A 26,314-nucleotide genomic window follows, 5' to 3' on the forward strand; every position below is an offset into this window, starting at 1 on the left:
GCTCCCCGTTCCGGGCGGTTTCGCGTCCTGGCGTGGTGTGGCGGGGCGGGGCGGGGCGGGGCAGGGCAGGCCGGTCAGCCGATGCCCTGGCGGTCGGGGGCCAGGGCGAAGGCGCGGTCGTCCTCGTCGGGGACGGAAGCGGCGACGGCGCGTTCGAGCAGCGTGCGCTGGAGCAGCAGCGGGGCGCGGCGCTGTTCGGGGGTGATCCGCAGCAGGTCGTCGAGGGCGGCGGCGAGGCGGCGGGTGACCTGGGGCTGGCCGGCGCCGCAGATCCGGATCTCGGTGAACGCCAGGTCGACGGTGGCCTCCCACCCCGGCACCGGCTGGACCAGCCGGACCGCGCCGTCCTTGTCCCGGTGGCGCAGCTCGCCGAGGTGGACGGGGGCGAGGACGGCGAGCAGCTGGTGGATCCGGTCGACGGCCTGGACGGCGGTGGTGGGGTCGTTGATCGCCGGGGAGAGGGCGCGGATGGCGATGTCGACGAGCTGGCGGAAGCCGAAGCTGAGGTCCTGGTGCATGGTGCGGTCGACGCCGACGTTCAGCGCGGTGGTGATCCGGCGCGGCCGGGGCGGGGTGCCGCCGACCACGACCACGGTCGGGGTGCCGGGCGCGATGAAGTCGCCGATCCGCGGCACCTGGTACAGCACGGTGCCGTGCCGCCGGGCGACCCGGATCAGCCAGCGGATGTTGACGTCCCGCAGGACGCCGCCGCGGCCCTCGTGCAGCAGCACCCGGCCCGGCGGGACGGCGCCGGGCGTCGGGCCGAGTTCGGGCGCCAGCCAGCGGTAGTCCTGGAGCACGTGCAGGGACTCCCGGGTGACCCGGTCGATCACGTGCGGCACCCGCAGCAGGCGCATCGTGGCCTGCACGTACAGCACGAACAGGGCCAGGCTGAGCATCACCATGGCGAGCGCGACGACCGTGGAGACGATCGGGACGGACACCGCGCGGGTCGGGTCGCTGGTGTCGTCGTAGCCGAGCTGGACGAGCAGGGTGTAGACGAAGGTGGCCAGGCAGGTCGCGAAGGTCGCCTTGATCAGGCGGCTGCGCACGTACAGGCGCAGCACCCGGGGGCTGAACTGGCTGGCGCCCATCTGCAGCGAGACCAGCGAGATGGAGAACACCACGCCGATGAAGGTCAGCATCGCCGAACTGACGGTGGAGACGACGCTCTTGGCGGCCGAGCTGAACGACAGCAGGGTGTCGGCGGCCTCGGCGGCGGACGCCTCGGCGAAGATCTCCCGGTCGAGCAGGTCGGTGAACCCGGCGAGCAGCACCGCGCCGACGCAGGTCAGCAGCGGGGCGAACCAGAACGCCTCGCGCAGGTGCTCGCGCAGCGGCGACAGGGCGCGGTAGCGCGGCCGCCGGCGCTTGGCCGGGTGCGGTGCGCCCTGCTGCGCGCCCTGCTGCCAGCCGCCCTGCTGCCAGCCGCTCCGCCCGTCCTCCTGCCCGTCCCGTCCGTCCGCCTGCCCGCCGCCCGGCCCGCTGCTCATCGGGCCAGGCTAACGGCGGGTGGGGGCGGCGCCCGGGAGGGACGCGGGGGCGTCGGGGGATCTCTCCCGGTGGATGCGGTGATCCGGAAACGGGTAGATCACGCGGACGGGGGCGGCGTCCGGCCGTCCGCGGCGGAGAGGAGCGGGCATGGACGCCGAGCTGCAGAAGGCCGTGACCGGGCTGGACGAGACGCGGGACAAGCTCCGGGACGAGGTGGTCGCCCCGCTGCGGGGCGAGCGGGGCGGCCTCCCGGAGGCCGAGGAGCGCTACCTGCTGGGGTCGCTGGCGGCCGTAGTGGAGTCGTTGCAGGAACTCGCGGACATCGCGGTGGAGCGCCGGTACGACAACCGGTACACGCGGGCGACGCGCTCCCGCCTCAAGGACGCCGCGAAGCTGCTGCGCGACCGCGAGAAGGAGATCGGTCAGGGCGTCTGACCCCGCCGCCCCGCTGCCTCGCTGCCCCGTACGTCAACGGGTGGTGTGCGCACCGCCGTTGACGTGCAGGGTCTGGCCGGTGAGGTGGCGGGCCCCGGGCGAGGCGAGGAAGTGCGCGGTGGCGGCGATGTCCTCGACGGTGCCGGGGCGGCCGTCGTGGGTCTCCTCGATCAGCGCGCGGCGGCGCTCCTCCGGGAGGGCCCCGCCGAAGAAGGCGGTGCCCTCGACGTAGCCCGCCGCGATGACGTTGCAGCTGACCCCGCGGGGTGCCAACTCCGCCGACAGCGCGGCGTTCCAGGCCGCGAGGGCGGCCTTCGCGGCCCCGTACGAGCCGCCGCGCCGCTCGGCGCCGATCGAGCCCAGGCTGATCACCGTGCCGCCCGGGGCCAGGACGGGGCGCACCGCCTCCGTGGTGAGGACGGCGCCGAGCAGGTTCTGCGCGAGGTTGGCCTGCCAGACGGCGAGCAGGTCGCCGAGCGGGCTGCCGGTGGCGGCGGGCCCGGCGGGCAGGCCGCCGGCGGCGTTGACCAGCACGTCCAGCCGCTCGAAGCGGGCGGCCAGTGCGGCGGCGGCCACCGGGTCGGTCGCGTCGCAGACCACCCCGTGCGCGCCGAGTTCCGCCGCCGTCCGCTCCACCGCCTCCGCCCGCCGTCCGGTCAGGTGCACCTCGGCTCCGTCGGCGGCGAACCGGGCCGCGACGGCGCGGCCGATGCCGCTGGTGCCTCCGGTGACGAGCACGGTACGGGTCACTGCGTCCTCCTGCGGTTGCGGCTGGTACGTTTAGCACTAAACATAGCTCAGGAGCGGCAGGAGGCAAGCCCATGGCGGAACCGACCAGCGGGGGCGGGGACGGGGACGGGTCAGAAGAGGGGGACGGAAGCGGGACCGGAAGCGGGACCGGCGGCGGGAGCGGGACTGGCGGGAGCGGGACTGGCGGCGGGGCCGGGGGCTGGGCGCCGGAGGCGCACTCGGCCGCTGCGATCGCCGCGGCGTGGCAGCGGGAGCGGCCCGGGACGCCGACCGACTCGATCGAGATCGTCACGCCGGTCTGGCAGCTCGCCAAGCTCTTCGCGGACGACCGCAACCGGGTGCTGCGCGCGGCCGGGATCGACGCGGCCACCCTCGACCTGCTGGCCGTGCTGCGCCGCGCCGGAGCCCCGTACGAGCTGACGACCCGGGAGTTGACCCGGCGGACGCTGGTCACCGCGGGAGCGATCTCGCAGCGGGTGGCGCGGGCCGAGCGGGAGGGCCTGGTGCGCCGCTCCCCCGCCCCGGAGGGCGGGCGGGCCGTCCTGGTCGCGCTCACCGCGGAGGGCCACGCGCTCGTCGAGCACTCGGTGGACGCCGTCCTGGGCCGGGAGGCGCAGCTGGTCACCGGCCTCTCCCCCGCCGAGCGCGGCACGCTCGCCACCCTGCTCGACCGGCTGCTCACCGACCTGCACGGGCGGATCGGCCGCGACCCGGAGTGACGTGACGGACCGTCGGCCGGGAGCGGCCCGGCAGGGCGGGGCGGCCGGTCGGTGTGGGCCGGGGCAAGGGCGGCGGCGAGGCGGGGGCGGAGCGGGGAGGCGAACCTCCCGGAGGCCGCCGCGCACGGGCAGGCCCCGGAAGCCGGGCGGGACCACGTCGGCCGGGCGGGACCACGTCGGCCGTCGCGGCGGAGACGGCGGGGTGCCCGCAGCCTCCGGCGACCAGGTGCGGCTTGGCCGTCAGGTGGCGGGTGGTGCGGGCGGTCTCGCGGATGTTCCTCCAGACCGGGCCACACCCCGAGCAGGGGGTCGGCACGGTCCGGCGAGCCGGCGAGCCGGCGCTGTCCGGTCAGGGTGGCGACGTCGAGGTGGCCCCCGTGGGCCGGCGGGTGGCCGACGGGCCGGCGGGCCGGCGGGCCGGGCGCAGGGCTCGTCCGGTGAGGTCAGCAGTGCCGGCGGGCGCGACTCGTCGTCGGGACGCGCAACGGCGGCGTCGAGGAGAGCGGCGCGAGGCCGGTGCTGCCCGCCCACAGGGCTCGCGTCGATACCGGGGCGGCCCCCTCCCGGCCGACCGCGCGACCGTCCGGGTCGTCGCGCCGCAGCGCGGCCCAGGCGCACGGGACCAGGGTCGCCCCCGTACCGGGCATCCGGCGCAGCTGTACGGTGCCGCCCGACCGGGGATCTCCGGACGGTTCGCGGGCGACGGCCTCGATCTCCGTCGGCACGGCTGCCGCGCGGTGCATGACCAGCCGCCCGGTCGCGGTCAGCCGGACACCCTCGCGCCGCCGCAGGGGGCGGGGCGGCCCGCCACGCGCTCGACCCGGCCGGGCCCGGCGCCCGTGGGGGCTCTCCGGAGGGCTGCCCGCGTGGGCACGCGGGGCTGAGGCGGGTGGGGCCGCGGCGGGCCGAACACCCCGGAGGCGGGTGGGGCTGGTGGCAACAGGTCGGCGGGGGCGGGGCGGGATTCAGGGGCCGACCGGGAGGAGGGTGCCGGTGGTGAGGCGGAGCAGTTCCTCGGCGGTGGTGGGGAACACCGTGTGCGGGGTGCCGGCCGCGGCCCAGACCTGGGGGTAGTCGGTGAGCGCCTGGTCGACCACAGTAGGCAGCGAGCGGGGGTGGCCGGTGGGGGCGACGCCGCCGATGGCCTGGCCGGTGGCCTCCCGGACCTGCTCGGGGGTGGCCCGGCGCAGCGGGCCGCGGCCCCAGCGGGCGGCGAGGGCCGCGGTGTCCACCCGGTGGCGGCCGCTGGTGAGGACGAGCACGGGCTCGCCGTCGGAGAGGAAGACCAGGCTGTTGGCGATCGCGCCGATCTCGCAGCCGAGCGCGGCGGCGGCCTCGGCGGCGGTGCGGGCGGAGTCGGAGAGTTCGCGGACGGTGCCGGGGATGCCGGCGGCGGTGAGGGCGGCCGCGACCTGGGCGCTGCGGGCGGGGAGGGTGGTGGTGGATTCTGCCGGTTCCACGGAGGACTCCTCGAGGTTGCGTCGGAATGCGCGCGTTCCATCGACGGAACGTTCCATATACGGAACGTTCCGTTTGTGGAACGATAGCCCGCATGCGAGCAACGGATCAACCGGCTCAGAGCAGCAGCGAGCTCTCCGCCCGGATCGGGCTGCGCCTGCGCGAACTGCGCACCGCCCGCGGTCTCTCCCTGTCCGAGCTGGCCCGGCATTCGGGCGTCGGCAAGGCCACCCTGTCGGGGCTGGAGTCGGGTTCCCGCAACCCGACGCTGGAGACGCTGTACGCGCTGACCACCGCGCTGGGCCTGCCGCTCAGCACCGCACTGCAGGAACCCGAGCGGGGCGCCCGGTTCTCGGGGCAGGTGCTGGACGCCGTGCTGCTGGACCGGTCCGAGGACGCGGCGGCGGTCTCGGAGACGTACCGGATCCGGATCCGGCCCGGCGGGGTGCGGCGTTCGGCGGCCCACCCGCCGGGGACGGTGGAGCACCTGGTGGTCCTGTCGGGCACCGCGCTGGTCGGTGCCGCGGCGTCACCCGTGACGGTCACCGCGGGCGGGCACCACACCTGGGCGGCGGACCTCCCGCACTGCTACGAGGCGGTGGCGCAGGACGTCGAGGCGGTACTGGTGGTGCGCTACCCGCACGGCTGAGAACGCGGGAAGCACGGGAGGCACGGGAGGCGCGGGAGGCGCGGGTGCCGGCGGGCCGTCAGGCCAGCGGCACCTGCGGCTGGTTCGCCATCACGTGGACGGTGTCGGAGGAACGGTCGAAGCGGACGGCGTGGCCCTCGGCGTTCGACGTCCAGGAGTAGCCCCGGGTGCCCTCCCAGAGCGCCCCGGCCGGGGCGAAGGCGGCCAGCGCGTGCGGGGTGCGACCGTCGGCGGCGGGACGGTCGTGGTCGCGGAACGGCAGTGGCCCGGCCGGTTCGAGCTCCTTGCCGCGAAGCAGTGCGGTGACCTGCCCGGCGGGCAGCCGCAGCAGCGCGTAGACCCTGGCCTCGCCGACCGCCCGGAGCGCCTGGTGCGCCGGGCCGGGGGCCTCCAGGACCCAGTGCGCCTCCCCGATCGCCCCGAACCGGTCGAACAGCCGGGCCATCGGCTCGGTGTCGGTGCGCACTCCGGTGGAGACCAGGCTCGAACCCGTCTCCTCCAACTGCCGCTCGTTCTCCGCCCGTTCGCGCACTCCGTGGTCGCTCGGCAGGGCCACCGTGAGGGCGGCACCGAGCGCCCGGGGCCCCACGGTGACGCCGACCGCCCCCGCCAGCGCCACCCCCAGCAGCGTCCGTCGTCTCATCGCTCCTCCTGCGGCACGGTGGTCGCCCCCATGCTGTCGCACCGGCCGGTCCGTCCCGCACGCCCGCAGGAGGATCCGGGGGCGGCGGGCATACCCCCGCGGGCCGAGGGCGAGCCGACCACCGACGGGTATTGATCATGGCCCGGCCCGCGTATGGTCTTCTGCCGCCAGAGCCACGGTGGCCACCGGGGCGACCGCGCCCGCGGCGGCCGGGGCCGGTGCGGTGTCGGCACAGGTGCTTGTCGCACCGGCCGGTCCGTCCCGCACGCCCGCAGGAGGATCCGGGGGCGGCGGGCATACCCCCGCGGACCGGGGGCGAGCCGACCACCGACGGGTATTGATCATGGCCCGGCCCGCGTGCGATCCTCTGCCGTCGAAGCCACCCGAGCCACCGGGGCGACCGTGCCCGCGGCGGCCGGGGCCGGTGCAGGCACCGGGAAACGGGTGACAGCAGGGGGGAACGGGTGACGGGCAGGCGCTGGAAGCCGCGTACGGTGCTCCGGGAGGACGTCGAGTTGCACTGCCGGGACTGGGCGGGCGATCCGGCCGGGCGGCCGGTGCTGCTGCTGCACGGGCTGGCGGGGCATGCGGGCGAGTGGGACGCGCTGGCCGGGGCACTGGCACCCGGGCACCGGGTGGTGGCGGTGGACCAGCGCGGGCACGGACGTTCCACCCGGCGTCCGGCAAGCGTCGGGCGGGAGGCGTACGTGGCCGACGTGCTGGCCGTCGCGGACCGGCTCGGGTTGGAGCGGCCGCTGCTGGTCGGGCAGTCGCTCGGCGGCCACACCGCGCTGCTGGCCGCCGCCGCGCACCCGGACCGGTTCGGCGCCCTGGTACTGGTCGAGGCCGCCGCCGGACGCTCCGAGGACGCGCCCGAGCAGATCGGCGGCCTGCTCCGGAACTGGCCGCTGCCCTTCCCGGACCGGGCCGCGGCGGTCGGGTTCTTCGGCGGCGGCCCGGCCGGCGAAGCCTGGGCGGACGGCCTGGAGCAGCGCCCGGACGGCTGGTGGCCGCGCTTCGACCTCGAGGTGATGGTCGACTCGATGGCCCCGCTCGCCGCCCGCGACCACTGGGACGACTGGGCCGCGCTGACCTGCCCGACCCTGCTGGTACTCGGCCGCCGCGGCATCATCCCGCCCGCCGAGACGGACCGGATGCTGTCCCTGCGCCCGGAGGTCCGCGCGGTCAGCCTGCTGGACGCCGGCCACGACGTGCACCTGGACCAACCGGCCGAACTGCACCGCCTGATCGCCGAGTTGCTGCGCGACGTCCCCTCCCCCTGATCCCGCCCTACGGCTGTTCGACTCCCCGGAACAGGACTGCGATTCTGCTGGCCGGATCCGGAGGCTCTTCCCCGGGGACGCACCCGACCGGAAGGAAGAGGAACCGGTGCCGACGAACATCCAGGATCCGCACGGCACTCCGGACCGCACGCTGCGGATGGGCGGCACGCAGTGGGCCGGGCAGTGGGTCGGCAAGAGCGTCATCGTCGAACTCGTGCTCCCGGCCCACGGGTTGACGGCGCAATCACTGCAAGTGGCACGACTCGCGGGGCGCGGGGGATGGCGGCCCTCGTCCCAACCGAGGAGTTCCGGCAACACCGACCGCGCACCGGACAGTTCGCCCCTCGGCTGGGGAACTGGCCGCCCAGCAGGGGGTGTTGGTGATCCGGGGCAGCATGCGGCGGACGGCGGGCAGCGGGCAGCGGGCAGCGGGCTCAGGTGAACAGCGGGCTCAGGTGAGCAGCAGGGTGCCCTGCGGGAAGCGCTCGCCGGGGAGCGGGGCGCGCAGGGTGCGGGCGGTCTCGGTGAAGCCGGCCTCGCGGAAGAGGGCGGCGAGGGTGTCGATCGGCCAGCGGTGGGCGGTGGTGACCTTGTGATCGAAGGGGACGGGGCGGTCGGTGTCGCCGAGGGTGGGGTCGGCGGCGAAGAAGCCGGTCAGCAGCAGTCCGCCCGGAGCCAGGACGCGGCGCAACTCGGCCAGCACGGAAGGGAGTTGCGCGGGCGGGAGGTGGATCAGCGAGTAGCGGGCGAGGATCGCGCCGAGGCTGCCGTCGGCGAGCGGCAGCGCCGTCAGCGTGCCCCGCACGAACGGGTGCCCGGGGCGGGCCAGTTGGGCCTGGGCCAGCATGCCGACCGAGAGGTCCAGCCCGAACGCGCGGACGCCGAGTCCGGCGAGCAGTTCGGTCGCCTCCCCCGGCCCGCAGCCGAGGTCGCCCACCGGCAGGCCGCGCCCGATCACCGGGGGCGCCGCGACCAGCTGCCGGATCGCCGCCAACTCCCCTTCCTTCCCGGCGAGTTCGCCACGGAAGAGGGTGGCGTACAGCTCTGCCACCCCGTCGTACGCCGAGCCGACGCCGACGCCGTCGCCCGTTGCCGCCATCGCCACCGTCCCCGTGTCCGTACCCGTCCCCCGCGTCCGCACCCGCGTCCGCGTTGCGGAGGCTCCAGCCAACCACAGCCGCCCGCCGGGCCGGAAAACGGGTTGCGGGCGGGCGGGGCGGGGGTTCTAGACTCCGGGCATGGCCGTCGTCGCGATCTCTCGCCGATTTACCGGCCCCCCGGCTCCCGATGGGTGCCGCAGGGGGCGGGTTCGGTTGCGCCGGTAGGGAGTTCGGTGGATCGGGTCGGCCCGGCGGCGGGTCGTGCCCAGGGGCCGGGGGGTGTGCTGTCCCCCTCTTCGCCCCGTTCCGATCCGTCCCGATCCGTTCTGTCTGGAGCACGCCGTGTCCATTCCTCCTGCCTCCGGTGCCGCCACCGTCCGCCTCCTCTCCCCCGAGCAGCTCGCCCGTGACCTCGCCGTCCGCGACCTGACCGACCCGGCCGCCGGGCCGCACGCCCTGCAGCTGGTCGTCGAGCGCGCGGTGGCCGCGCTGGCCGATCGCTGGAACTGCCCGGTCCGGGTGCACCGGGGCGAGCGGGTGGTGAGCGTCGCCGACAACTACGACCACCTCAACTACCGTGCGGACGACGTCACTCGGGACGCCCGCTACACCCGCTACGTCGACGGCCGGCGGATGCTGCGCAGCCACTCCAGCGCGCTGGTGCCGGGCGCGCTGCGGGCGCTGGCGGCCGAGGGGGCGGCCGCGCCGGAGAGCGTGCTGCTGGTCTGCCCCGGCCTGGTGTACCGGCGCGACAGCATCGACCGGCTGCACAGCGGCACCCCGCACCAGCTGGACCTGTGGTACCTGACCCGCCGTCCGACCCCGACCGGGCCGGCGGACCTGACCGGCATGATCGACGCGCTCGCCGGGGCGCTGCTGCCGGGCGCCGGGTACCGCACCGAGGAGCGGGTCCACCCGTACACCCTGGCGGGGCGCCAACTGGACGTGGCGGCGGGCGGGGACGACGGCGCGTGGGTGGAGGTCGCCGAGTGCGGGCTCGCGCACCCCGGGGTGCTGGCCGGGGCCGGGCTGGGGCCGGAGTGGAGCGGGCTGGCGCTCGGCATGGGGCTGGACCGGGTGCTGATGCTGCTCAAGGGCGTCCCGGACATCCGACTGCTGCGCTCCACCGCCCCCGCCGTCGCCGCCCAGCTCGCCGACCTGTCCCCGTACCGGCCGGTCTCGGCGCTGCCCGCGGTGCGCCGTGACCTGTCCGTCGCAGTGGACGGCGCCGACGACCTCGCCGAGGACCTCGGCGACCGGGTCCGGGACGCCCTCGGCGCGGACGCGGACTGCGTGGAGAGCGTCGAGATCCTCTCCGCCACCCCCTGCCGCGACCTCCCGCCGCAGGCCCTGGCCCGCCTCGGCGCCCGCCCCGACCAGCACAACCTGCTGGTCAAGGTCGTCCTGCGCCCCCTGGAGCGCACCCTCACCGACAGCGACGCCAACACGCTGCGCGACCGCGTCTACGCCGCCCTGCACCAGGGCACGGCACACCAGTGGGCCGCCCCGACGACCCCCTGACCGACCGCCGGGGGCGCCACCGCGCGCGGGACCGTCCCGCCGAGGCCGGACCCCGCGAGGTGGCGTTCGCGCCGTCCCCCGTCCGCGAGTTCCACACCGCTCGACCACGGCGCCCGCCCACTGGCCGCTGCCGCCGACCGCGTGCGCCGCGGCAGCGGCCGGTGGGCGGGGCGCGGCCGGTGGGCGTGGACCGCGCGCCCGGTGGGAACCCCATGGGGGAACGATCCGGTGGTGGCAGTTCCGGAAAAGGGGGCCACCTACTCCGAGGAGGGTTTCCGTGGCACCGCAGAAGTCTCCGTCCGGCAAGCCGAGCGGGATGGGCGGGGCGCCCCCGCCGCCGCCCGGCCCGGCCAACCCGCCTCCTCCGCACGGGAAGTGAGCCGGTCTCCCCACAGACACCGCTCCTCCGGAGCGTCCCTCCGCCTGCCTGCTTGCCGATCAGCTTGGCCGGACACAGGAACACCACGCCGATCCACTGGCTTCGGCTCCCCTTATGCCCACATTGATCGGGTTTCCTGTTGCCAATTTCGCCTACAAGCCTGAACTTTCCGCATCTTCGGCACCGCCCACCCAACTGTGTGACTAACGTGTCGTTCCGTGTTCGACAGCAAGAACCCCTCGCCGAAGAACTCCTGGGACGAGGGCTTGGCGCGCCGGATGAAGGCGCTTGCCTGCACGGCCCCGTTGCAAGCCCTGGACGACAACAAGGGCAGCCTGCGCTGGGCCGATGCGGAGATCTACCAGCTCGCCGAAGTCGCGCTGCACACCATCGACCAGGTCACCGTTTCGATGGACTTCGACTCCGGTGCCGATCAGGATCGTGTGCTGAGCCAGACGGCGCGCTTCGTCGCACTTCAAGCTCCTGCCCGGTCGGACGACGAACACCACAAGATCGCCCTTCATGTTCTGCAGCGCCTGATCAACGTCGGGACGGTGGACCGCAGTTTCAGCCAGGTCTACGGCACGGTGGACAGCAACGGTGTCTACCAGCGCTTCACGTTCGAGTTCAACCTGCTGGTGGAACGGGCCGGCTCCGACAACAGGATCTACCTCCGCGCCACCGACGAAGCCATCAACGTCCTGGTCGGGGCGCTCGACACCGATGTGCAATCCGCTCAGATCGCGGCTGAGGTCAAGCTCGAGAACTTGATCAAACGCGGTCGGCTGGCGGAGGCCAAAATGGCAGCCGAGCAGGCCAGGTACCGTACCGTGCAGTACGGAGAAATGCTCCGCCAACTCCTCGAGGCCACCACCCGCAACGTCCGGGCCGTGGACTGGGAGCACGAGGTTCCGCTGTTGCTCGGCGATGCCCTCGACCACATCGAGCAGCGCTACAACGCCGAGCATCACATCCTGACCAACATCAGCGAGGCGCGCGACCAGTCGGACGACGAGCAGCACAAACAGCGGGCCGCCGAACTGGTGGTGATCGTCCGTGACTGCATCCGGCGCCACATGCAGTTGCAGAAGCGGCTGCTCACCGCCGGCGAGCTGTTCCGTTCGGAACAGGACAGGCAGCAATTCGTCGAGCCTCCCCGGACGGCCACGATCGACCTGCACGGACAGTTGCTGACGCCGATGCTCGGCCTCCCGATCCGGGACGCGGTGGAGCTCGGGACCAGTTTCTTCCGTGACGCCGGGGGTTTGAAGCGGACGTCCGCGCTGAGCCTCCCGTCGTTCGTCACCCGTCTGCTCCGGCCGGCGCCCGAGCGGCAGCGCCTCGGAAGCGAGATCCCCGAACCGGAGATCCAACGCGCCGAGGATCACGCCCCGTTCTCGGTCGATGACTGGAACACCACCGATGCGCTTCTCAGTCTGCACCGTCGGCCCCGCCGACTGAGCCGGCTGCTGGCGGAGGCCGAGGAAATCTCGCCCGCCACCGCCGCGCTCCTGCTGCACCGCGCGGTTCACGCGTTCAGCCCTCAGATCGGCCAGCACATCGACCGAGGGGACCCCCATGCACTGATCGCCGTCCGGACCGGCGACGAGTTCGACACCCCTCGGTTCGGCGGGGACGACCTGCTGCTTCAGATCGCGCTACTTGGTCCCCCGGACGATGCGGACTCGCACGACACCGACGGCCTCGCCGACGAGGAGACCCCCTCATGATCCACCGCACGAACGCCGACGACGCGGAGGAAGCTGCGCAGTTGATCGCTTTCGGTCTACGGCCGAGGTACCACCCCACTCAGGACGCCGACTACCAGGACCTGGTGAGGCGGCACCGGGAGGACGATGGCTTCCAGCTCCTGGCCGCACGTATCGCGGCCGGTCTCGGCCTGCGCGTGGTCAAGGTGTCCGCCGAGACCGGTGTGGTGCTTGCCTCCACCGAGGGCTCCGTGTTCGAGATCCGGATGGAGGACTACTCCCGTTCGGTGGCCACGCAGAAACCCAATGAGCGGGTGCTGCACGGCATCATCCACCTCGCCGTGGCCGCGCTGGTCTATCCGCGTCCTGCCGACCTGGCCGACGACGAGTACACGGGACGGGTCACCGCTCGCGTCGTGGACCAGACCGTCCGAGAGATCTGCCGCAAGCTCAAGTCCCGCTCCGAGCAGGTCGAACACTCCCTCGATGCTCCCACCGACACCCCCGAGCTGGAGCGCGCCTGGCGCGCGTACTCACGGCGGCCTCCAGTGTCCAGCACCAAGGACAAGCGCGCGTCGTTGAACTCCACCACCAGCATCATCAGCCGAGTGCTGAAGTTCCTCACCGAACAGGGTCTGCTGGTGGAGCTCGCGGAAGTCGACGGCGAGATCGTCTACCGCAGCACGCCTCGCTACACCGTCCAGATCCGCGAACTGGCTTCCACCTCGGCCTTCCAGGAGTTGCTGAACCTGGAAGTCGTACCCGCTCTCGCCGAACCGGAAGGATCCCTGCGGGTCGGCATGCTCCAGGACACGACGATCGACAGTTCGGCGCAGGTGAACACCGATGTATGAACTCTCCCGGGTCCTGCTCAGGTCCGTCGGACCGGCCGGAGCCCGTTACCAGGACGTGCTGCTCGACCTCAGCGGGGTCGGCCGCCCGGTGGCGGACGACCAGTTGACGTTCTTCGGAGCCGGAACAACCGCCAGACGCCCCTCACCCGCGACCGTGCTGTTCCTCGAAAACGGCGGCGGCAAATCGGTCCTGCTGAAGCTGATCTTCTCCGTCGTCCTACCCGGGCGCCGGAACGCCCTCGGCTCGGCGGCCGGCGGCGTTCTGGAGCGGTTCGTCCTGGAAGGCGACACTGCTCACATCGTGCTCGAATGGACCCACGTGCGAAGCGGGCGGCGACTGGTCACCGGCAAGGTCTCCGAATGGAGAGACCTGAGGCCAAGCTCCGATTCCCGCAACCTCGTCGAACGGTGGTACCACTTCCGCCCCACCGCCGCCCTCGACTTGGAGAACCTGCCTACTGCCGACGACAACCGCTACCTCCGTCTGGCCTCCTACCTGGAGGCGCTCAAGGTCGCCGACAGCGATCCAGGAATGGAGTACGACCAGTTCGACCGGCACAGGGAGTGGACGGACCGCCTCACCGAACTCGGGCTCGACCCGGAGCTCTTCCGCTACCAACGCAGCATGAACGCCGACGAGGGCGAAGCCGCCGAGGCGTTCTCCTTCGCCAGCAGCGCCGCGTTCGTCACGTTCCTGTTGAACGCCGTGCTGCCCACCGATCCACCCCGCCATCTCGCTGAACTGCTCGACACCTACGCGGGTCAGGTGAGCCGACGCGGCCAACTGGTTCTGGAACGCGACTTCGTCGAGGGATCCGTCGGCATTCTCACCGAACTGGCCCGCGCACGGAGCGATGCCGAAGAAGCCAGACGGCACAAGCGCGGCGCGGCCCGGGAGATGGCCGTACTCCTGAAGCGTCTGGAAGCACGGGCCACGGCCGAAGCGGAAGCCGTCCAAAGGCTGAACGTCGATATCGGGCAGCTCGGCGTCGACCTCGCCCAGGAGCAGCAGGAGTACTCCGACCTCTGCGCGGTGACAGCAGAACTGGAACGCCTGGTCGCGGGTCTGAGGCTGGAAGAGGCGGCCGGCGACTGTGCGAAAGCAGAACAGGAATCCGCCTTGGCCGCACGGACCGCCAAAGCCTGGGAGATCATGCCCGTGCTGCTCGAGCACCTCGCCTCCGAACAGCGCCTCAAAGACATGCGGGCCGTGGTCGAGGCCGCCGAGGAGGCCGCCCGGCCTGCCCTGATCGCCCGTGACCACGCCGCATCACGGCTTGCCGCAGCACTGGACACCGCTACTCGAACGCTGGTCCGCCAGGCCGAAACCGCTGAAAAGTCGGCGGCAGAGGCCGCCGAGCAAGCGGTGGCCGCTCAGGACGGCTACAACCAGGCTGTCGGTCGGGCCGCCGGGCACGACTCGACAGCTGCGGCAACCGAGAAACTCGTCCTCGAAGCTCGGGAGGCCATTGACGCCGCCACCGCGTCAGGGCTGCTCCCGATCGCCACTCCGGTCTCCACGGCCTTGGAACAGGCAACAGCGGCGGCAGAAGCCAACACCGTCCGGATCACTGTGCTGGAGGCCGAGGACGACCAGTTGGAACAGGACCACCAGCAGGCGCTGCTCGCCCTGCAAGCCGGCCAGGCCCGGCATGCCGACCAGGTCCGGCGCCGTGACAACGCCGACCGCGATTTCACCGAAGCGAGCACCCGCACCGACGCGCTCCGCACCGATCCGGCGTTCACCGAGTTGCTGGGCTATCCCGCGGATGCACTGGACACGGCGGCCGACACGCTGATCACCGCACTCGTCGAAGCACACGAGAAAGCCGTCGGAACGATCGTCAAGCTGCGGGTGGCCGACGAACAGGACGAGCCCCGGCGCACCGCACTGGAGACCAACGAACTGCTGCCCGCTGGACCGGACGCCGTCCAGGCACGGAGATCCCTGGCGGAGGAAGGAATCACCGCGTGGACTGGTTGGCAGTACCTGGCCGCGATCTCCGATGTGGGCCGGCGTCGTGCCCTGGCCGAGAAACTGCCGCACCTCGCCGTCGGTGTACTGCTCAACGATCCGACGCAACTGCCCAGGGCCGAGGAACTGCTCGGGGCGAGCGAACTGCACCCGATCGGCTATCTGCCGATCAGCACCACCGCGGCCATGGCTGCGGAACCTTCGCCCCCCGGTGGCGTGGATTTCGTCGTCCCTCCGCACCCCGCGCTCTACGACGAGCGGGCCGCCGACGCCGAACGCCGACGGCTGCAGCAGCAACACGCCCGTCGGCAGCAGCTGTTGACCGAACGCTCGACGTACCGGGACTCCGCCGCCGCCCTCCTGGTAAGACTCCGGGAGTGGCGCAAAGCGTTCCCTCCCGGTCGGCTCACCGAACTGCAGACGGAACTGAGCACAGCCACCGAACAGGCGGCCTCCGGTGAGCTGGAGGTGAAGGCGCTGCAGGGAGCTCTCGACCAGGTCGGCCAGCGGCGCACTGCGGTAAGAGCCGCTGTAAAACCGTTGCGGTCGGCTCAACCCGGCTTGGAGAAGGCAGTCGATCAACTCGCCGAACTCGCCGCGCGGGAAGCGAAGATCCCCGCTTGGCAGGCGGTCGTCGTACGGGAGAGGACCGCGGCGGAACAAGAACGCGGCATCGCACGCGCGGCCGAGGAATCCGCCGCAGGGTTCCGGGCCCAAGCCGCCGCCCTGGTGCGGAAGGCCGACGGGCACCGCGCTTCGGTGAGTCGACTCGCCGAGGAGTCGACAACTCTCGGGTCGGTCGCTCCCGTTCCTGCGGACCAGCAGCCCACCGAGCCGCTGGAGGTACTGCGGAGCATCCACACGAGCGCCGTCGAAACCTACCTACGGGCTTCTGTCGGCGACCAGTTGATGGTCGATCTCCGTCGGGCGGAGCAGGAGAGCACCAAGCTGGATGCCCAGTTCAAGCATTGGCCGCTCGATGTACGGGAACGCGCCCACGAGTTGCTCGCCTCACCCGAAGGCACCGACCACGCCTCCCGCGAGGCGGCGTCCCGGCTCGCCGAGCTGGCCGCTCCGGAACTCGCCAAGCGTGCCGCCCAATTGCAGGCCAAACTGGCCGTCCGCCGTGAGGAGTACGAACGCCTCCCGGCTCCCGCCCAGGCGGTCGACCTCTTCCCGTTCGAACAGCCGCGACACATCTCCCACGGCATTCGGCAGATCACCGAGGCGAAGTCCGCACGTGATGCGGCCGCTCAGACCGTGCGGGAGATGGAGGCCCATAAGGTCCAGTTGGGGAACGCATTGAGCGGGGCCAAGGAATCCCATCGGTCATTCACCACGTTTCATACCGAATGGCCGGAGTTCGCTGCCGCTGAGCCTGCCGAATTGATCGACGCCCAACCCTTCGAAGGGGACCTTGAAGTCGCGCGGTCACGGCACCGTACGGCCCGGGAAATTTACGACGAGGCCAAGCGGCGCGCGGCCACCGCGCAGGATGCCGAGCGGAAGCAGGCCGACAGCCTCGCCCGGCACGCCGGGCAACAGCGGTTCCTCCTGTTGGGAACGGCCAGCCATCAGATCATGCTGAACACGGATCGCGGCGAACTGCCCGGCTTCGCCGCGGAGTGGGCCTCCGCCATGACCCGTCGACTCCGATCGCTGACCGATGACTTGTCGAAGATCGACCGGCACCGCACCCAGATCGTCAACCAGTTCGCGCAGCAGGTCAGCGAGGCACTGCAGATCCTGAAGCGCGCCCAGCGGTTCTCCCGTCTGCCCAAGGGGCTGGGCGACTGGTCCGGAGAAAAGTTCCTGCAGATCAGGTTCAAGGAACCGGAGGAAGCAGTGCTCCGCGACCGAATGGGCGAGATCGTCGACGACCTCGCCCAGGAAACGGTGAAGGCCCTCGAATCGGGCCGTGAGCTACGCCGCTCCGGAAACTCCATGATTCTCCGCGGAGTGGCGAGTGCTGCCGCTCCGGAGGGGTTCACGGTCTCCATCCTCAAACCGGACGCGGTGTTGCGCACCGAACGGGTCCCCGTCTCGGAAATCCGATCGGTGTTCTCCGGCGGACAGATCCTCACCACCGCGATCATCCTCTACTGCACCATGGCAGCGCTCCGCGCGAACGACCGCGGCCGCATGGGGAACCACCATTCCGGCACGCTCTTCCTGGACAATCCGATCGGACGAGCCTCCGCCGCCTACCTGCTGCGGCTGCAGCAGTCGATCGCGACCGCCCTCGGCGTTCAACTCGTCTATACCACCGGACTCTTCGACACCACCGTGCTGGATGCTTTTCCCCTGGTCATCAGGATGCGGAACGACGCGGACATTCGCGCCAAACGAAAGTACCTCTCAGTGGAGGACGTCTTCGGCCGCTACTTGGACGAGCAACTGGTCCGATCCGACGGACACAGCATCATCAGCGCGGCCCGGTACTTCTCCAAGGAAAAGGGTGCCGGTGATGACGGAACGGAGTGACCCGCCCCAGGAGGAACCGGGCAAGCAGGCGGCAAAGTTGCTGGAGAAGCTGCGCGCCCGGGCCGCGGAAGCCGGATGGACCGGCACCCGGCGCACGACCTTGACCGCCAAGGACCTCCTCGCCGCGGGCCGGGAAGTCTCCCTCCCGCCGGAGCTCCAGCGCAGCTACCTCCGGGATCTCCTCATGGAGTACCTGGAGGAACTCAAGGCCCACCGGAAGGTGATCTACTCCAAGTCCAGGACGGACAAGGAGAAGTCACCGCTGCCGCTCGAGGTACAGCTGATGCCGTTCCGTTCCACCGCGCGAACAGTTCCCCCCGAACCGGTGTGGCACAGCGCCATGTCGTGGGCCTCGCCGTACTGGGGGAGGCACTACACCACCCCTCCCATCCGTGCCGCCTATTCGGCGATGAACAACTGGTTCCTCGGCGCGCCGACCGGACTCGCGTTGCCCATCCGCGAAAGGGCATTGAAGATCTTCGGTGGGGACCCGTTCTTCCAACAGGCCAAGCACCCCGGGGAGAAGGTCTTCGACGACTTGAAGCCCAAGCCGATGCTGTCCGATCCGACGCAACTGATGCGCTTGATCAACGCCTTCCAGGTGGATCCTCCGCTGCTCACCCGCGCGTTCGACACCGTCCCCCTGGACGAGGAGAGCGGGTACCACCGGACCGGACCGGGCCGCGGCCTCCTGGTGATCGAGAACGCCACGACGTACTGGTCGGTCTCCCACATGCTCAAGCACATCGACCACGGCCTCGGTCACGTGGCCTGGGGCATCGGAAACACCTTCACTGCCTCCATCGGCAGCCTCGATCGGCGGGACGGGATCTCCCATGTCGTGTATTTCGGCGACCTTGACGCCACCGGGCTGCGCATCCCGCTGGGAGCACTCCGGCGGAGACTTCCGTGGTTGGACTCCATCCGGCCGGCGGTCGGCCTGTACGACATGTTGCTGCGTCACGGCCGTCCCGGGAAGGCCATGCCCAAGGAGGCGCGGATCGCTCCCGCGGAGGCCCGTCGGATCACCGACTGGCTCGCTCCCCAGCACCGCGTACGAGCCGAGGCCCTGCTGCTGCGCGGCGAACGGCTCGCCCAGGAATGGGTCAGCCTCGATCACCTCAGCACCGAAACGGACTGGTACGCGGACATGCGCTGACGTAACCCCAGTCCCCCGACCTCGTTCACCACTCACCCGGCCCCGCAGGAACCACAGCGCGTCGGCCGGCAGATCCACGGAGGAACGCACCTCATGAGGCCGATCCGATCGCATCAGGTCCGGATCCGGATTGATCGCCCGCAGCCCGTCCTAGACGTGCTGTCCAACCTCGAACACGCTTCTGTGGTTGCACTGGTCGGAGGAATCGGAGTCGGGAAAAGCTCCCTGCTCCACCAGGAAGTGTCCGCCGCGCTCACAGCCAGACAGTTGTGGCCCTACCCCTGGGCTCCGGGGCCGATCGGCGACCTGACATGGCAGTTGGAGAATTTCGTGACATCCGGACTCCGCCGGCTACCACGGCCCGTTGTCCTGCTGCCAACCATCGATCTCGGGCCCGATGACATTCCGCAGGCCCTGCGGGACTCCGGGGTCCGGGTCGTCGCCACCTCCCGCCACGGCAGTCTTTGGTCGCCACCGGATCGCATCGTGCGGATCGGAGTCTTCACCCGTTCCCAGTCGATCGAGTACCTGACGCATTCCGTCAGGGGCCTGTCCGACAGGGACGCCGAGCAGGCCGCCGAGTACCTCGACGACATTCCGCTGGCGCTCGCACACGCCATTCCCTTCCTCCGTCGCGGCCTGTCCGTCGAAAATTTCCTGCGACTTTCCAGGGAGTATCCTGCTTTCGTCTTCGACGAAAAAACAATCGACGATTATTCATCATCGCTCTTGGCTGAATACGAGAAATATCTATCGGCCCTCGCACCACCCATCAGCCCTTTGTCGCTGGACCTCTTGGGAGCACTTGCCGTCATGCGCGGCAAACCGTTTACGGTTCCGAACCCAAGCACCCAGCCACAGAATTCCCTGTGGCGTCCGGCGGTCCTCACCCTCCCGGCGGACCGGCAACCACCTGCCCCTTATCGGATCCGCAAGGAATACCGATCCCTGGAACGGCATGGACTCGTACAACAGTTTGAAGACCACTTCGAAATGACAGCACTGAAAAGCGATCTGACGCTTTTCCTGTTCGGCGCCGACCTTCTTCCCCGAGTTTCGGGTATCGCCGAATCCATGCTATTGAACCGGCTTCCGGTCAACGAAGGCGAAGTCAAGTGGTCCGACCGGGCCCGCTGGGCTGAGTGCCTGGAACCGCTCCTGGCAGTGGACCCGGTGAACATGGTCTCCCTCCAGAGCCGTTTCTGCCTGCTCGGGGCGGCCGGTTATCTGCTGCTCCAGGGTCGCTACCGAGAAGCCTACGATCGACTGTCGGCGCTCCGCACCAGTTGGCGAGCGGGTCAACCCAACTCGCCCGGCGTACCGTTGCAGGTTCGACTACGCCTGCTCGACCTCCTCTCCCAAGCCGCCCGCCGGATCGAAGATCCACGGGCCTGGCGTTATGCCGCCACCGCCTACCGGTGCCGTCGGCAACTACAGGGGGAACATCACCCCGACACCATCTCCAGCGCACTGACCATGCTCTTGGCCATCCCCTGCACCGATCGTGGCCGGCCCCTCCTCGCCGCCCTGACCGTGCTGCTGGAAAGCGCCGAGGCCGGGCAGCACGACCAGTTGGCGCACCGGATCCGCTCCCTCAAGGCCGCGGTGCGGTTGGCCTTTCGCCACACGGTGAAGCCGGTGAACGAGTTGCTGGAGATCCTCGGCGCCCAGACCGGCTTTCTGGGCGCCGACCACCCCGACACGCTGTCCACCCTGCACCAACTCGCCTTCGCCTACGCGGAGAGCGGCCAGGACGAGTTGGCGAAGCAGCGCTTCGAGGCGGCGGTCGCAGGTCGGACAGCGGCACTGGGCAAGCAGCACCCGGACACCCTGGCGAGCGTGGAAGCGCTGGAAGCCCACCTTCGGGGAGCACCGCCGCCCGCCCACCGTCAGTTCTGGTAATGGGCGACGCGCTCCTGGAGGGCGGTCTTGACCTGCGGCCACTCGTCGTCGGTGATCGAGAAGATCGCCGCGTCCCGCAGGGCGCCGTCCTCGCCGGGGGCCCAGGAGCGCGACCAGTTGCGCAGGACGCCCTCGAAGCGGGCGCCGACGGAGGCGATGGCGGCGCGGGAGCGCTCGTTGCGGGCGTCGGTCTTGAGGTCGACCCGGCGGACGTTCCACTGCTCGAAGGCGTGCTGGAACAACAGCAGCTTGGACTCGGCGTTGATGCCGGAGCCCTGGGCGGACGCGGCGAGCCAGGTGAAGCCGACCTCGACGGCGTACAGCACCTCGGTGTCGGGCAGGGTGCGCGGCTCCCAGAAGGCGGTGGCGCCGACGGCCCGGCCGGTGGCCAGCGAGATCTGCGCGTACGGGGCGAGCCGGCCGGTGGCGACGCGCCCGTGCTGGGTGGTGATGTAGTCGGCGACCTCGTCGGCGCGCGGCACCCAGGTGAACCCGTAGCTGTCCCGGCCCTCCTCCGCGGCCTGCGCCAACTCCGCCGCGTGCCGCTGCTCCAGCGGTTCCAGCCGCACCCGGGTGCCCTCCAGCACCGGGCCCTGAAGTCGGTACGCCATGCCTGCCCCTTCCCTCGGACCGGAGTGATCTTCAGGCAGCAGCGAACCGGGTGACCGTCGCGGCGTCAACGGAGTTTCGCGGTGCGGACATTGGGGCATGCCGAGATACACAAGAACTCTTGTACTCTTGTATTTGTACGATTCCCCTTGTACGTTCCCCGCATGACCGACGACTCCCCCGCCACCCGGCGGGTCACCGACGCGCGCGCCCTCTCCGCCCTCGCCCACCCGCTCCGGCAGCGGCTGCTGGACCTGCTGAAGGTGCACGGGCCGGCCACCGTCGGCCTGCTGGCCGAGCGCTCGGGCGAGGCGGTGGGCAGCGTCAGCCACCACCTGCGGGTGCTGGCCGGGGCCGGACTCGTCACCGGGGCACCGGAGTTGGCACGTGACCGGCGGGAGAGCTGGTGGCGGCTGGTGGCGCCCGAAGTCCGCTGGGCGCGCGGGGACTTCACCGGCGACCCGGCCTCGGCGGCGGCCCACGAGGCGGCCGGATCGCTGCTGCTGGAACGGCAGTTCGCGCTGCTGCGGAGCTGGGCGGGGCGCAGCGCCGGGTATCCGGAGCCGTGGCGGGAGGGGTGCGCGATGTCGGCCGAGACCTGGCTGCGGCTGACGCCCGAGGAGGCGCGGGAGTTCAACGCGCAACTGCTGGCGCTGCTCGACTCCTGGGCGGCCCGGACGATGCCGGACGACGGCGCGGCGCGCGAACCGGTGCTGGTGGTCGGGCACACGGTGCCCGCCGCACCGTGACCTCCGCCCCCACCACCGGTACGGACACCGCCGCTGCCGACTCGGCCCAACTCGCCCGGGAGCGGCGGGACTTACGACTGCTGCTGGCGGGCCGGACGGTCAGCGCGGCGGGCAGCGCGGTCACCGCGGTGGCGCTGCCGCTGGTCGCGGTGGTGGACCTGGACGCGGGCCCCGCACTGGTGGGCCTGCTGGCGGCGGCGGTGTGGCTGCCGTGGCTGCTGCTGGGCCTGCCCGCGGGGGTGTGGGTGGGCCGGTGGCCGCGCCGGCGGGTGATGGTCGGCTGCGACCTGGCGTCGGCGGCGCTGCTGGCGAGCGTCCCGCTGGCGGGCCGGTGCGGGGCGCTGACGCCCGGGTACCTGCTGGCGGTGGCGCTGCTGGCCGGGACGGGCGGGGTGTTCTTCCAGGCCGCGTTCCAGGCCCACCTGCCCGAACTGGTCGCCGCCGAACGCCTGACCTCCGCCAACGCCCGCCTCCAGGGCGGCACTTCACTCGCCCAGCTGGTCGGCCCGGCGCTGGCGGGCCCGGCCGCGCAGTCCTTCGGCGCCCGCTCGGGGCTGCTCGCGGACGCGCTGACGTTCCTCTGCTCGGCGCTGTCCCTGCTGCTGATCCGCACCCGCCCGGCGACCGCCCCGAACGGCCCGGCCACTCCGGGCGGACCGGGCGGACCGGGCGGACCGGGCGGACCGGAAGCCGCCGGACGGGAGGCGGACGGCCCGCTGCGCGCCCAGGTCGCCTCGGGGTTCCGGTACGTCCTGCGCGACCCGTACCTGCGGGCGGTCACCGCGTACGGGGCGACGGCGAACCTGGCGCTGGCGGTCGGCCAGGCCGTCCTGGTGCCGTACCTGGTGCGCGAACTGCGGGTCGGGACGGGGCTGGTGGGGCCGCTGGCGGCGCTCTCGGCGCTGGGCGGGGTGGCGGGGGCGGCGCTGGCCGGGCCGGTGGGGCGGCGCTGGGGGACGGCGCGCGGCACGGCGGCCGTCCAGCTGGTGGCCGTCCCGTTCGCGGCGCTGCTCCCGCTGGCCCGGCCGGGGGCGGGGGTGGCGCCGGTCGTCCTGGGGTCGGCGGTGCTGGCGGCAGGGGTGGTGGCGGGCGGCGTCGTCTTCGCGACCTTCCGCCAACGCCGCGTCCCCGCACCGCTGTTGTCCCGGGTCGTCAGCTCCGTGATGACGCTCAACCACGCCACCCTGCCGCTCGGCGCGCTGCTCGGCGGAGCCGTCTCGGCGACCGCCGGCCCCCGCGCCGCGCTCTGGCTCAGTGCGGCCCTGCTGCTCCTGGCGGCCCTCCGCCTGCACCGGGGGCCGCTCGGCCGCGTCCGGGACCTGCCCACCGGCGGCTGACCCGGCCCCGCGGGCCCGACGCACGCCCGGCTGCCGGGTCGGGCGCGGCGTTCAACCCGCGCCGAGCAGGGCGCGGACCGCTGTGCGGACGCGGGTGTCGGTGGCCGCGGGGTCGGTGGCGTCGAGCTTGCCGTCGAGGTGGAGGAAGGCCAGGCCGTGGACCAGGCCCCAGACGGCGGTGGCCGTCGGTCCGGGGTCGGCGCCGGGGAAGGCTCCGCGGACGATCCCGTGGACGTACTCCCACATGGCGGCGGTCGCGGCGGCGCGCTCGGGGTCGGCGGGGTCGCAGGGTTCGGCGAACATCACCCGGAACAGGGCGGGCCGGTCGGTCGCGAAGCGGACGTAGGCGGCGGCGACGTCGGCCAGGGCGGCGGCGTCGCGCGGGGCGGGGCCGGCGGCGGCGAGTCGGGCGGCGAGGTCGCGGTAGCCCTGGGCGGCGACGGCGGAGAGCAGCGCGTCGCGGTCGGCGAAGTGGCGGTAGGGGGCGGTGGCCGAGACGCCGGCCCGGCGGGCGACGGCGCGCAGCGAGAGGGCGGCGCTGCCGTCCTCCTCCAGGAGTTCGTGCGCGGCGCGCAGGCAGGCGGCGCGCAGGTCGCCGTGGTGGTAGGGGCCGGTCCTGGGTGGCATGCGTCACGCTCCCTGATGTTTGCGGCGCTCACATCGTCCGCCTAATGTGAGTGGTGCAAACATTCTAGTCGGACAGTCGAGGACGAGGAGAACCTTCCGATGGCGGACGACCTGTTCACGCCACTGCGCCTGGCCTCGGGCGCGGTCCTGCCCAACCGGATCGCCAAGGCCGCGATGGAGGAGAACCTGGCCGGCGAGGGCCAGCTCCCGGACCGGCGGCTGTTCGACCTCTACCGCGCCTGGTCGGCCGGCGGCAGCGGGCTGCTGATCACCGGCAACGTGATGGTGCACGCCGAGGCGCTCACCGGCCCCGGCGGCGTGGTGCTGGACGACGCGGCGCCGCTGGAGCCGTTCGCCGCGTGGGCCCGGGCCGCGAAGTCCGGCGGCAGCGCGGTGTGGATGCAGGTCAACCACCCCGGGCGGCAGGTTCCGTCCGGACTCCCGGGCGTGGTGTGGGGCCCCACCGAACGGGGCGTGGACCTCGGGCGGCACAGCGGGCGCTTCGGCCGCCCCAGCGCCATGACGCCCGATCAGATCGACGCCACCGTGGAGCGCTTCGCCACCACCGCCCGGCGCGCCGCCGAGGCCGGGTTCGACGGGGTGGAGATCCACGCCGCGCACGGCTACCTGCTCTCGCAGTTCCTCTCCCCGCTGGTCAACACCCGCACCGACGCCTGGGGCGGATCCCCCGCCGGACGCGCCGGGCTGCTGCTGGACGTGGTGCGGGCCGTCCGGGCCGCCGTCCCGGCCTCCTTCGCGGTCGCGGTCAAGCTCAACTCGGCGGACTTCCAGCGCGGCGGCTTCGACACCGACGACGCCCGGAAGGTGATCGCCCTGCTCGCCCCGCTCGGCGTCGACCTGGTCGAACTCTCCGGCGGCAGCTACGAGAGCCCCGCGATGACCGGCCGCCCCGCCGACGAGCGCACCCGCTCCCGGGAGGCGTACTTCCTCGACCTGGCCGCCGACCTGGTGCGCACCAGCCCGCTGCCGCTGATGCTCACCGGCGGCATCACCCGGCGGGCGAGCGCCGAGCAGGTCCTCGCGAGCGGCGTCGCCGCGGTCGGCCTGGGCACCGCCCTCGCCGTCACGCCCGACCTGCCGCGCCGCTGGGCCGCCGGCGCGGAGGCGGTCAGCGCACTGCGCCCGGTCACCTGGCGCGACAAGGCGCTCGCCTCCGCCGCGAGCATGGCCCTGGTGCGCCACCAGCTGCGCCGGCTGGCCGACGGCCGCTCCCCCGCGCCGCGCACCCGCCCCGCCGTGGCCCTGCTGGCCGAACAGCTCCAGCAGCGCAAGGCCCTGCGCCGCTACCGCAGTTGGCTGGCCGCCCGCCGCCCGGCCTGACCCCGCACCGGCACCCCCTCCCACCGACACGCCCCCTCCCACCGGCCCCCGGCGCGCCACGGACCACCGCCGCCCGGCGCGGCCGTAGCTTCGACCCGACACCCCTCCTCTCCCCCAGGAGCACGGACATGGCAGCACCCGGCCGAGCCCTCTTCGTCGTCTCCGCCGCCGACCACTGGACGCTGCGCGACGGGACGCGGCACCCGTCCGGCTACTGGGGCGAGGAACTCGCCGTCCCGCACCGGGAGTTCAGCGCGGCGGGCTGGCGGATCACCCTCGCCACGCCCGGCGGGAGGCCGCCGACGCTGGACCGGCTCAGCATGTCCCGCACCGCCGGGCTCCCCCGCACGCTGCGCGAGGTCGCCGGGTACCTGGGCTCGATCCGGGACGAGCTGGCCCGCCCGACCGCGCTGGACGGGGTCGACCCGGACCACTTCGACACCGTCTTCTACCCGGGCGGCCACGGCCCGATGGAGGACCTCTCGCACGACCCGGTCTCCGGCGCCCTGCTGACCCGCGCGCTGCGCTCCGGCCGACCGCTCGGCCTGCTCTGCCACGCCCCGGCCGCACTGCTGGCGGCCCGCGACGCGGACGGCTCCTGGCCGTTCGCCGGGTACCGGATGACCGCGCTGTCCAACACCGAGGAGAAGCTGAACAGCTTCGGCCGCAAGGCCGCCTGGCTGCTGGAGGACCGCCTGCGCGCCGAGGGCGCCCACTACGTGAAGGGCCGCCTGCCGCTGCTGCCGTTCACCACCGCCGACCGCAACCTGCACACCGGCCAGAACCCGGCCTCCTCGGCCCGGCTGGCCGCCCAGCTGCTCGCCGCGCTCGCCAGCCGATAACCGCCCGGTGACCGCCCGGTGACCGCCCGGTCCGCGCCCGGTCCGCGCCCGGAGCGCGGGGCAGCGGGTCCGGACAGCCGGGAGCGGCGGGGCCGTCCCCCGTCCCGGGGCGGTCCCGCCGCTCGCGGGGCAGGGGGGGGTGGATCGTCAGGAGCCGTTGGGGAGTTGGGCCAGGGTGGCGAGGAACTCGGTTTCGGCGGCGGTCTTGTCGAGGCCGAGGCCGGTGAGGACGCCGTCGCCGTCCTCGTGCTCGATCAGGGCGAGCAGCAGGTGCTCGGTGCCGATGTAGTTGTGG

General features: G+C 72.5%; 23 protein-coding genes. 14 read left to right on the forward strand and 9 right to left on the reverse strand.

From position 1 onward, the window contains the following. Positions 1-74: 74 nt before the first annotated feature. A complete protein-coding gene (locus ACFUEL_RS09815) occupies positions 75-1,493 on the reverse strand; it encodes a DUF2254 domain-containing protein (RefSeq protein ID WP_380235544.1) in 1,419 nt (472 codons plus the stop codon). Positions 1,494-1,641: 148 nt separating this feature from the next. On the opposite strand from ACFUEL_RS09815, the gene ACFUEL_RS09820 reads away from it, so the two are divergent. Then, complete coding sequence (locus tag ACFUEL_RS09820; RefSeq protein WP_380235545.1) at positions 1,642-1,929, forward strand: hypothetical protein; 288 nt, start codon at positions 1,642-1,644, stop codon at positions 1,927-1,929. Positions 1,930-1,962: 33 nt separating this feature from the next. Here the strand turns inward: ACFUEL_RS09820 and ACFUEL_RS09825 are convergent, their stop codons facing one another. Beyond that, the gene (locus ACFUEL_RS09825) at positions 1,963-2,679 is read right to left on the reverse strand and encodes an SDR family NAD(P)-dependent oxidoreductase (RefSeq protein WP_380235546.1); all 717 of its coding nucleotides are present in this window, start codon (positions 2,677-2,679) and stop codon (positions 1,963-1,965) included. Between the two features lie 71 nt (positions 2,680-2,750). On the opposite strand from ACFUEL_RS09825, the gene ACFUEL_RS09830 reads away from it, so the two are divergent. Beyond that, positions 2,751-3,398 carry a MarR family winged helix-turn-helix transcriptional regulator gene (locus ACFUEL_RS09830; RefSeq protein WP_380235547.1) on the forward strand — a complete coding sequence of 216 codons (648 nt, stop codon included), beginning with the start codon at positions 2,751-2,753 and terminating at the stop codon, positions 3,396-3,398. Between the two features lie 443 nt (positions 3,399-3,841). Here ACFUEL_RS09830 and ACFUEL_RS09835 read toward each other — a convergent pair whose 3' ends face one another. Further along, entirely contained in the window at positions 3,842-4,141 is a 300-nt protein-coding gene (locus tag ACFUEL_RS09835) for a hypothetical protein (protein WP_380235548.1), read from the reverse strand. A 222-nt stretch (positions 4,142-4,363) separates the two neighbouring features. After that, entirely contained in the window at positions 4,364-4,858 is a 495-nt protein-coding gene (locus tag ACFUEL_RS09840; RefSeq protein ID WP_380235549.1) for a YbaK/EbsC family protein, read from the reverse strand. Between the two features lie 92 nt (positions 4,859-4,950). Between ACFUEL_RS09840 and ACFUEL_RS09845 the strand changes: the two genes are divergently transcribed. Further along, positions 4,951-5,505, forward strand: coding sequence for a helix-turn-helix domain-containing protein (locus ACFUEL_RS09845; RefSeq protein ID WP_380235550.1), 555 nt, complete (start codon positions 4,951-4,953; stop codon positions 5,503-5,505). A gap of 58 nt (positions 5,506-5,563) precedes the next feature. On the opposite strand, the gene ACFUEL_RS09850 is transcribed toward ACFUEL_RS09845, so the two are convergent. Next, complete coding sequence (locus ACFUEL_RS09850) at positions 5,564-6,148, reverse strand: hypothetical protein (protein WP_380235551.1); 585 nt, start codon at positions 6,146-6,148, stop codon at positions 5,564-5,566. 464 nt (positions 6,149-6,612) lie between these two features. Here ACFUEL_RS09850 and ACFUEL_RS09855 point away from each other — a divergent pair, with 464 nt between their 5' ends. After that, the gene (locus tag ACFUEL_RS09855; protein ID WP_380235552.1) at positions 6,613-7,431 is read left to right on the forward strand and encodes an alpha/beta fold hydrolase; all 819 of its coding nucleotides are present in this window, start codon (positions 6,613-6,615) and stop codon (positions 7,429-7,431) included. 451 nt (positions 7,432-7,882) lie between these two features. On the opposite strand, the gene ACFUEL_RS09860 is transcribed toward ACFUEL_RS09855, so the two are convergent. Continuing rightward, complete coding sequence (locus ACFUEL_RS09860; RefSeq protein ID WP_380235553.1) at positions 7,883-8,530, reverse strand: class I SAM-dependent methyltransferase; 648 nt, start codon at positions 8,528-8,530, stop codon at positions 7,883-7,885. Between the two features lie 343 nt (positions 8,531-8,873). Here ACFUEL_RS09860 and ACFUEL_RS09865 point away from each other — a divergent pair, with 343 nt between their 5' ends. From ACFUEL_RS09865 to ACFUEL_RS09890, 6 genes are all read left to right on the forward strand, one after another. After that, positions 8,874-10,052 (forward strand): hypothetical protein, encoded by a 1,179-nt coding sequence (locus ACFUEL_RS09865; RefSeq protein ID WP_380235554.1) that lies wholly within the window; start codon positions 8,874-8,876, stop codon positions 10,050-10,052. A gap of 657 nt (positions 10,053-10,709) precedes the next feature. Continuing rightward, positions 10,710-12,161, forward strand: coding sequence for a hypothetical protein (locus ACFUEL_RS09870; protein ID WP_380235564.1), 1,452 nt, complete (start codon positions 10,710-10,712; stop codon positions 12,159-12,161). Then, positions 12,158-12,994: a hypothetical protein gene (locus tag ACFUEL_RS09875; protein WP_380235555.1), complete on the forward strand. Its 837-nt coding sequence runs from the start codon at positions 12,158-12,160 to the stop codon at positions 12,992-12,994. The genes ACFUEL_RS09870 and ACFUEL_RS09875 overlap by 4 nt, the downstream gene beginning before the upstream one ends. Next, positions 12,987-17,453 carry a hypothetical protein gene (locus tag ACFUEL_RS09880; protein ID WP_380235556.1) on the forward strand — a complete coding sequence of 1,489 codons (4,467 nt, stop codon included), beginning with the start codon at positions 12,987-12,989 and terminating at the stop codon, positions 17,451-17,453. Before ACFUEL_RS09875 ends, ACFUEL_RS09880 begins: the two co-directional genes overlap by 8 nt. Next, positions 17,437-18,612, forward strand: coding sequence for a Wadjet anti-phage system protein JetD domain-containing protein (locus tag ACFUEL_RS09885; protein WP_380235565.1), 1,176 nt, complete (start codon positions 17,437-17,439; stop codon positions 18,610-18,612). Before ACFUEL_RS09880 ends, ACFUEL_RS09885 begins: the two co-directional genes overlap by 17 nt. A 156-nt stretch (positions 18,613-18,768) precedes the next feature. Then, positions 18,769-20,514, forward strand: a complete 1,746-nt coding sequence (locus ACFUEL_RS09890) for a tetratricopeptide repeat protein (protein WP_380235557.1) — start codon at positions 18,769-18,771, stop codon at positions 20,512-20,514. Here ACFUEL_RS09890 and ACFUEL_RS09895 read toward each other — a convergent pair. After that, positions 20,502-21,125 carry a GNAT family N-acetyltransferase gene (locus tag ACFUEL_RS09895; RefSeq protein WP_380235558.1) on the reverse strand — a complete coding sequence of 208 codons (624 nt, stop codon included), beginning with the start codon at positions 21,123-21,125 and terminating at the stop codon, positions 20,502-20,504. The genes ACFUEL_RS09890 and ACFUEL_RS09895 overlap by 13 nt on opposite strands. A 162-nt stretch (positions 21,126-21,287) precedes the next feature. Between ACFUEL_RS09895 and ACFUEL_RS09900 the strand changes: the two genes are divergently transcribed. Both ACFUEL_RS09900 and ACFUEL_RS09905 read left to right on the forward strand, forming a co-directional pair. Then, positions 21,288-21,872 (forward strand): ArsR/SmtB family transcription factor, encoded by a 585-nt coding sequence (locus tag ACFUEL_RS09900; RefSeq protein WP_380235559.1) that lies wholly within the window; start codon positions 21,288-21,290, stop codon positions 21,870-21,872. Then, positions 21,869-23,209 carry an MFS transporter gene (locus ACFUEL_RS09905; RefSeq protein WP_380235560.1) on the forward strand — a complete coding sequence of 447 codons (1,341 nt, stop codon included), beginning with the start codon at positions 21,869-21,871 and terminating at the stop codon, positions 23,207-23,209. Before ACFUEL_RS09900 ends, ACFUEL_RS09905 begins: the two co-directional genes overlap by 4 nt. Positions 23,210-23,260: 51 nt before the next feature. Here the strand turns inward: ACFUEL_RS09905 and ACFUEL_RS09910 are convergent, their stop codons facing one another. Further along, a complete protein-coding gene (locus tag ACFUEL_RS09910; protein WP_380235561.1) occupies positions 23,261-23,836 on the reverse strand; it encodes a TetR/AcrR family transcriptional regulator in 576 nt (191 codons plus the stop codon). Between the two features lie 99 nt (positions 23,837-23,935). On the opposite strand from ACFUEL_RS09910, the gene ACFUEL_RS09915 reads away from it, so the two are divergent. Together ACFUEL_RS09915 and ACFUEL_RS09920 are read left to right on the forward strand one after the other, a co-directional pair. Further along, a complete protein-coding gene (locus tag ACFUEL_RS09915; RefSeq protein ID WP_380235562.1) occupies positions 23,936-25,177 on the forward strand; it encodes an NADH:flavin oxidoreductase/NADH oxidase family protein in 1,242 nt (413 codons plus the stop codon). 128 nt (positions 25,178-25,305) lie between these two features. Further along, positions 25,306-26,019: a type 1 glutamine amidotransferase domain-containing protein gene (locus ACFUEL_RS09920; protein WP_380235563.1), complete on the forward strand. Its 714-nt coding sequence runs from the start codon at positions 25,306-25,308 to the stop codon at positions 26,017-26,019. Positions 26,020-26,166: 147 nt separating this feature from the next. Here ACFUEL_RS09920 and ACFUEL_RS09925 read toward each other — a convergent pair. Continuing rightward, positions 26,167-26,314 (reverse strand): Clp protease N-terminal domain-containing protein (locus ACFUEL_RS09925; protein ID WP_380235567.1); only part of this gene is annotated, 148 nt, incomplete at its 5' end.

Origin of the sequence: Kitasatospora sp. NPDC057198 (genome assembly GCF_042670125.1) — a bacterium.
Classification (GTDB): Bacteria; Actinomycetota; Actinomycetes; order Streptomycetales; family Streptomycetaceae; genus Kitasatospora.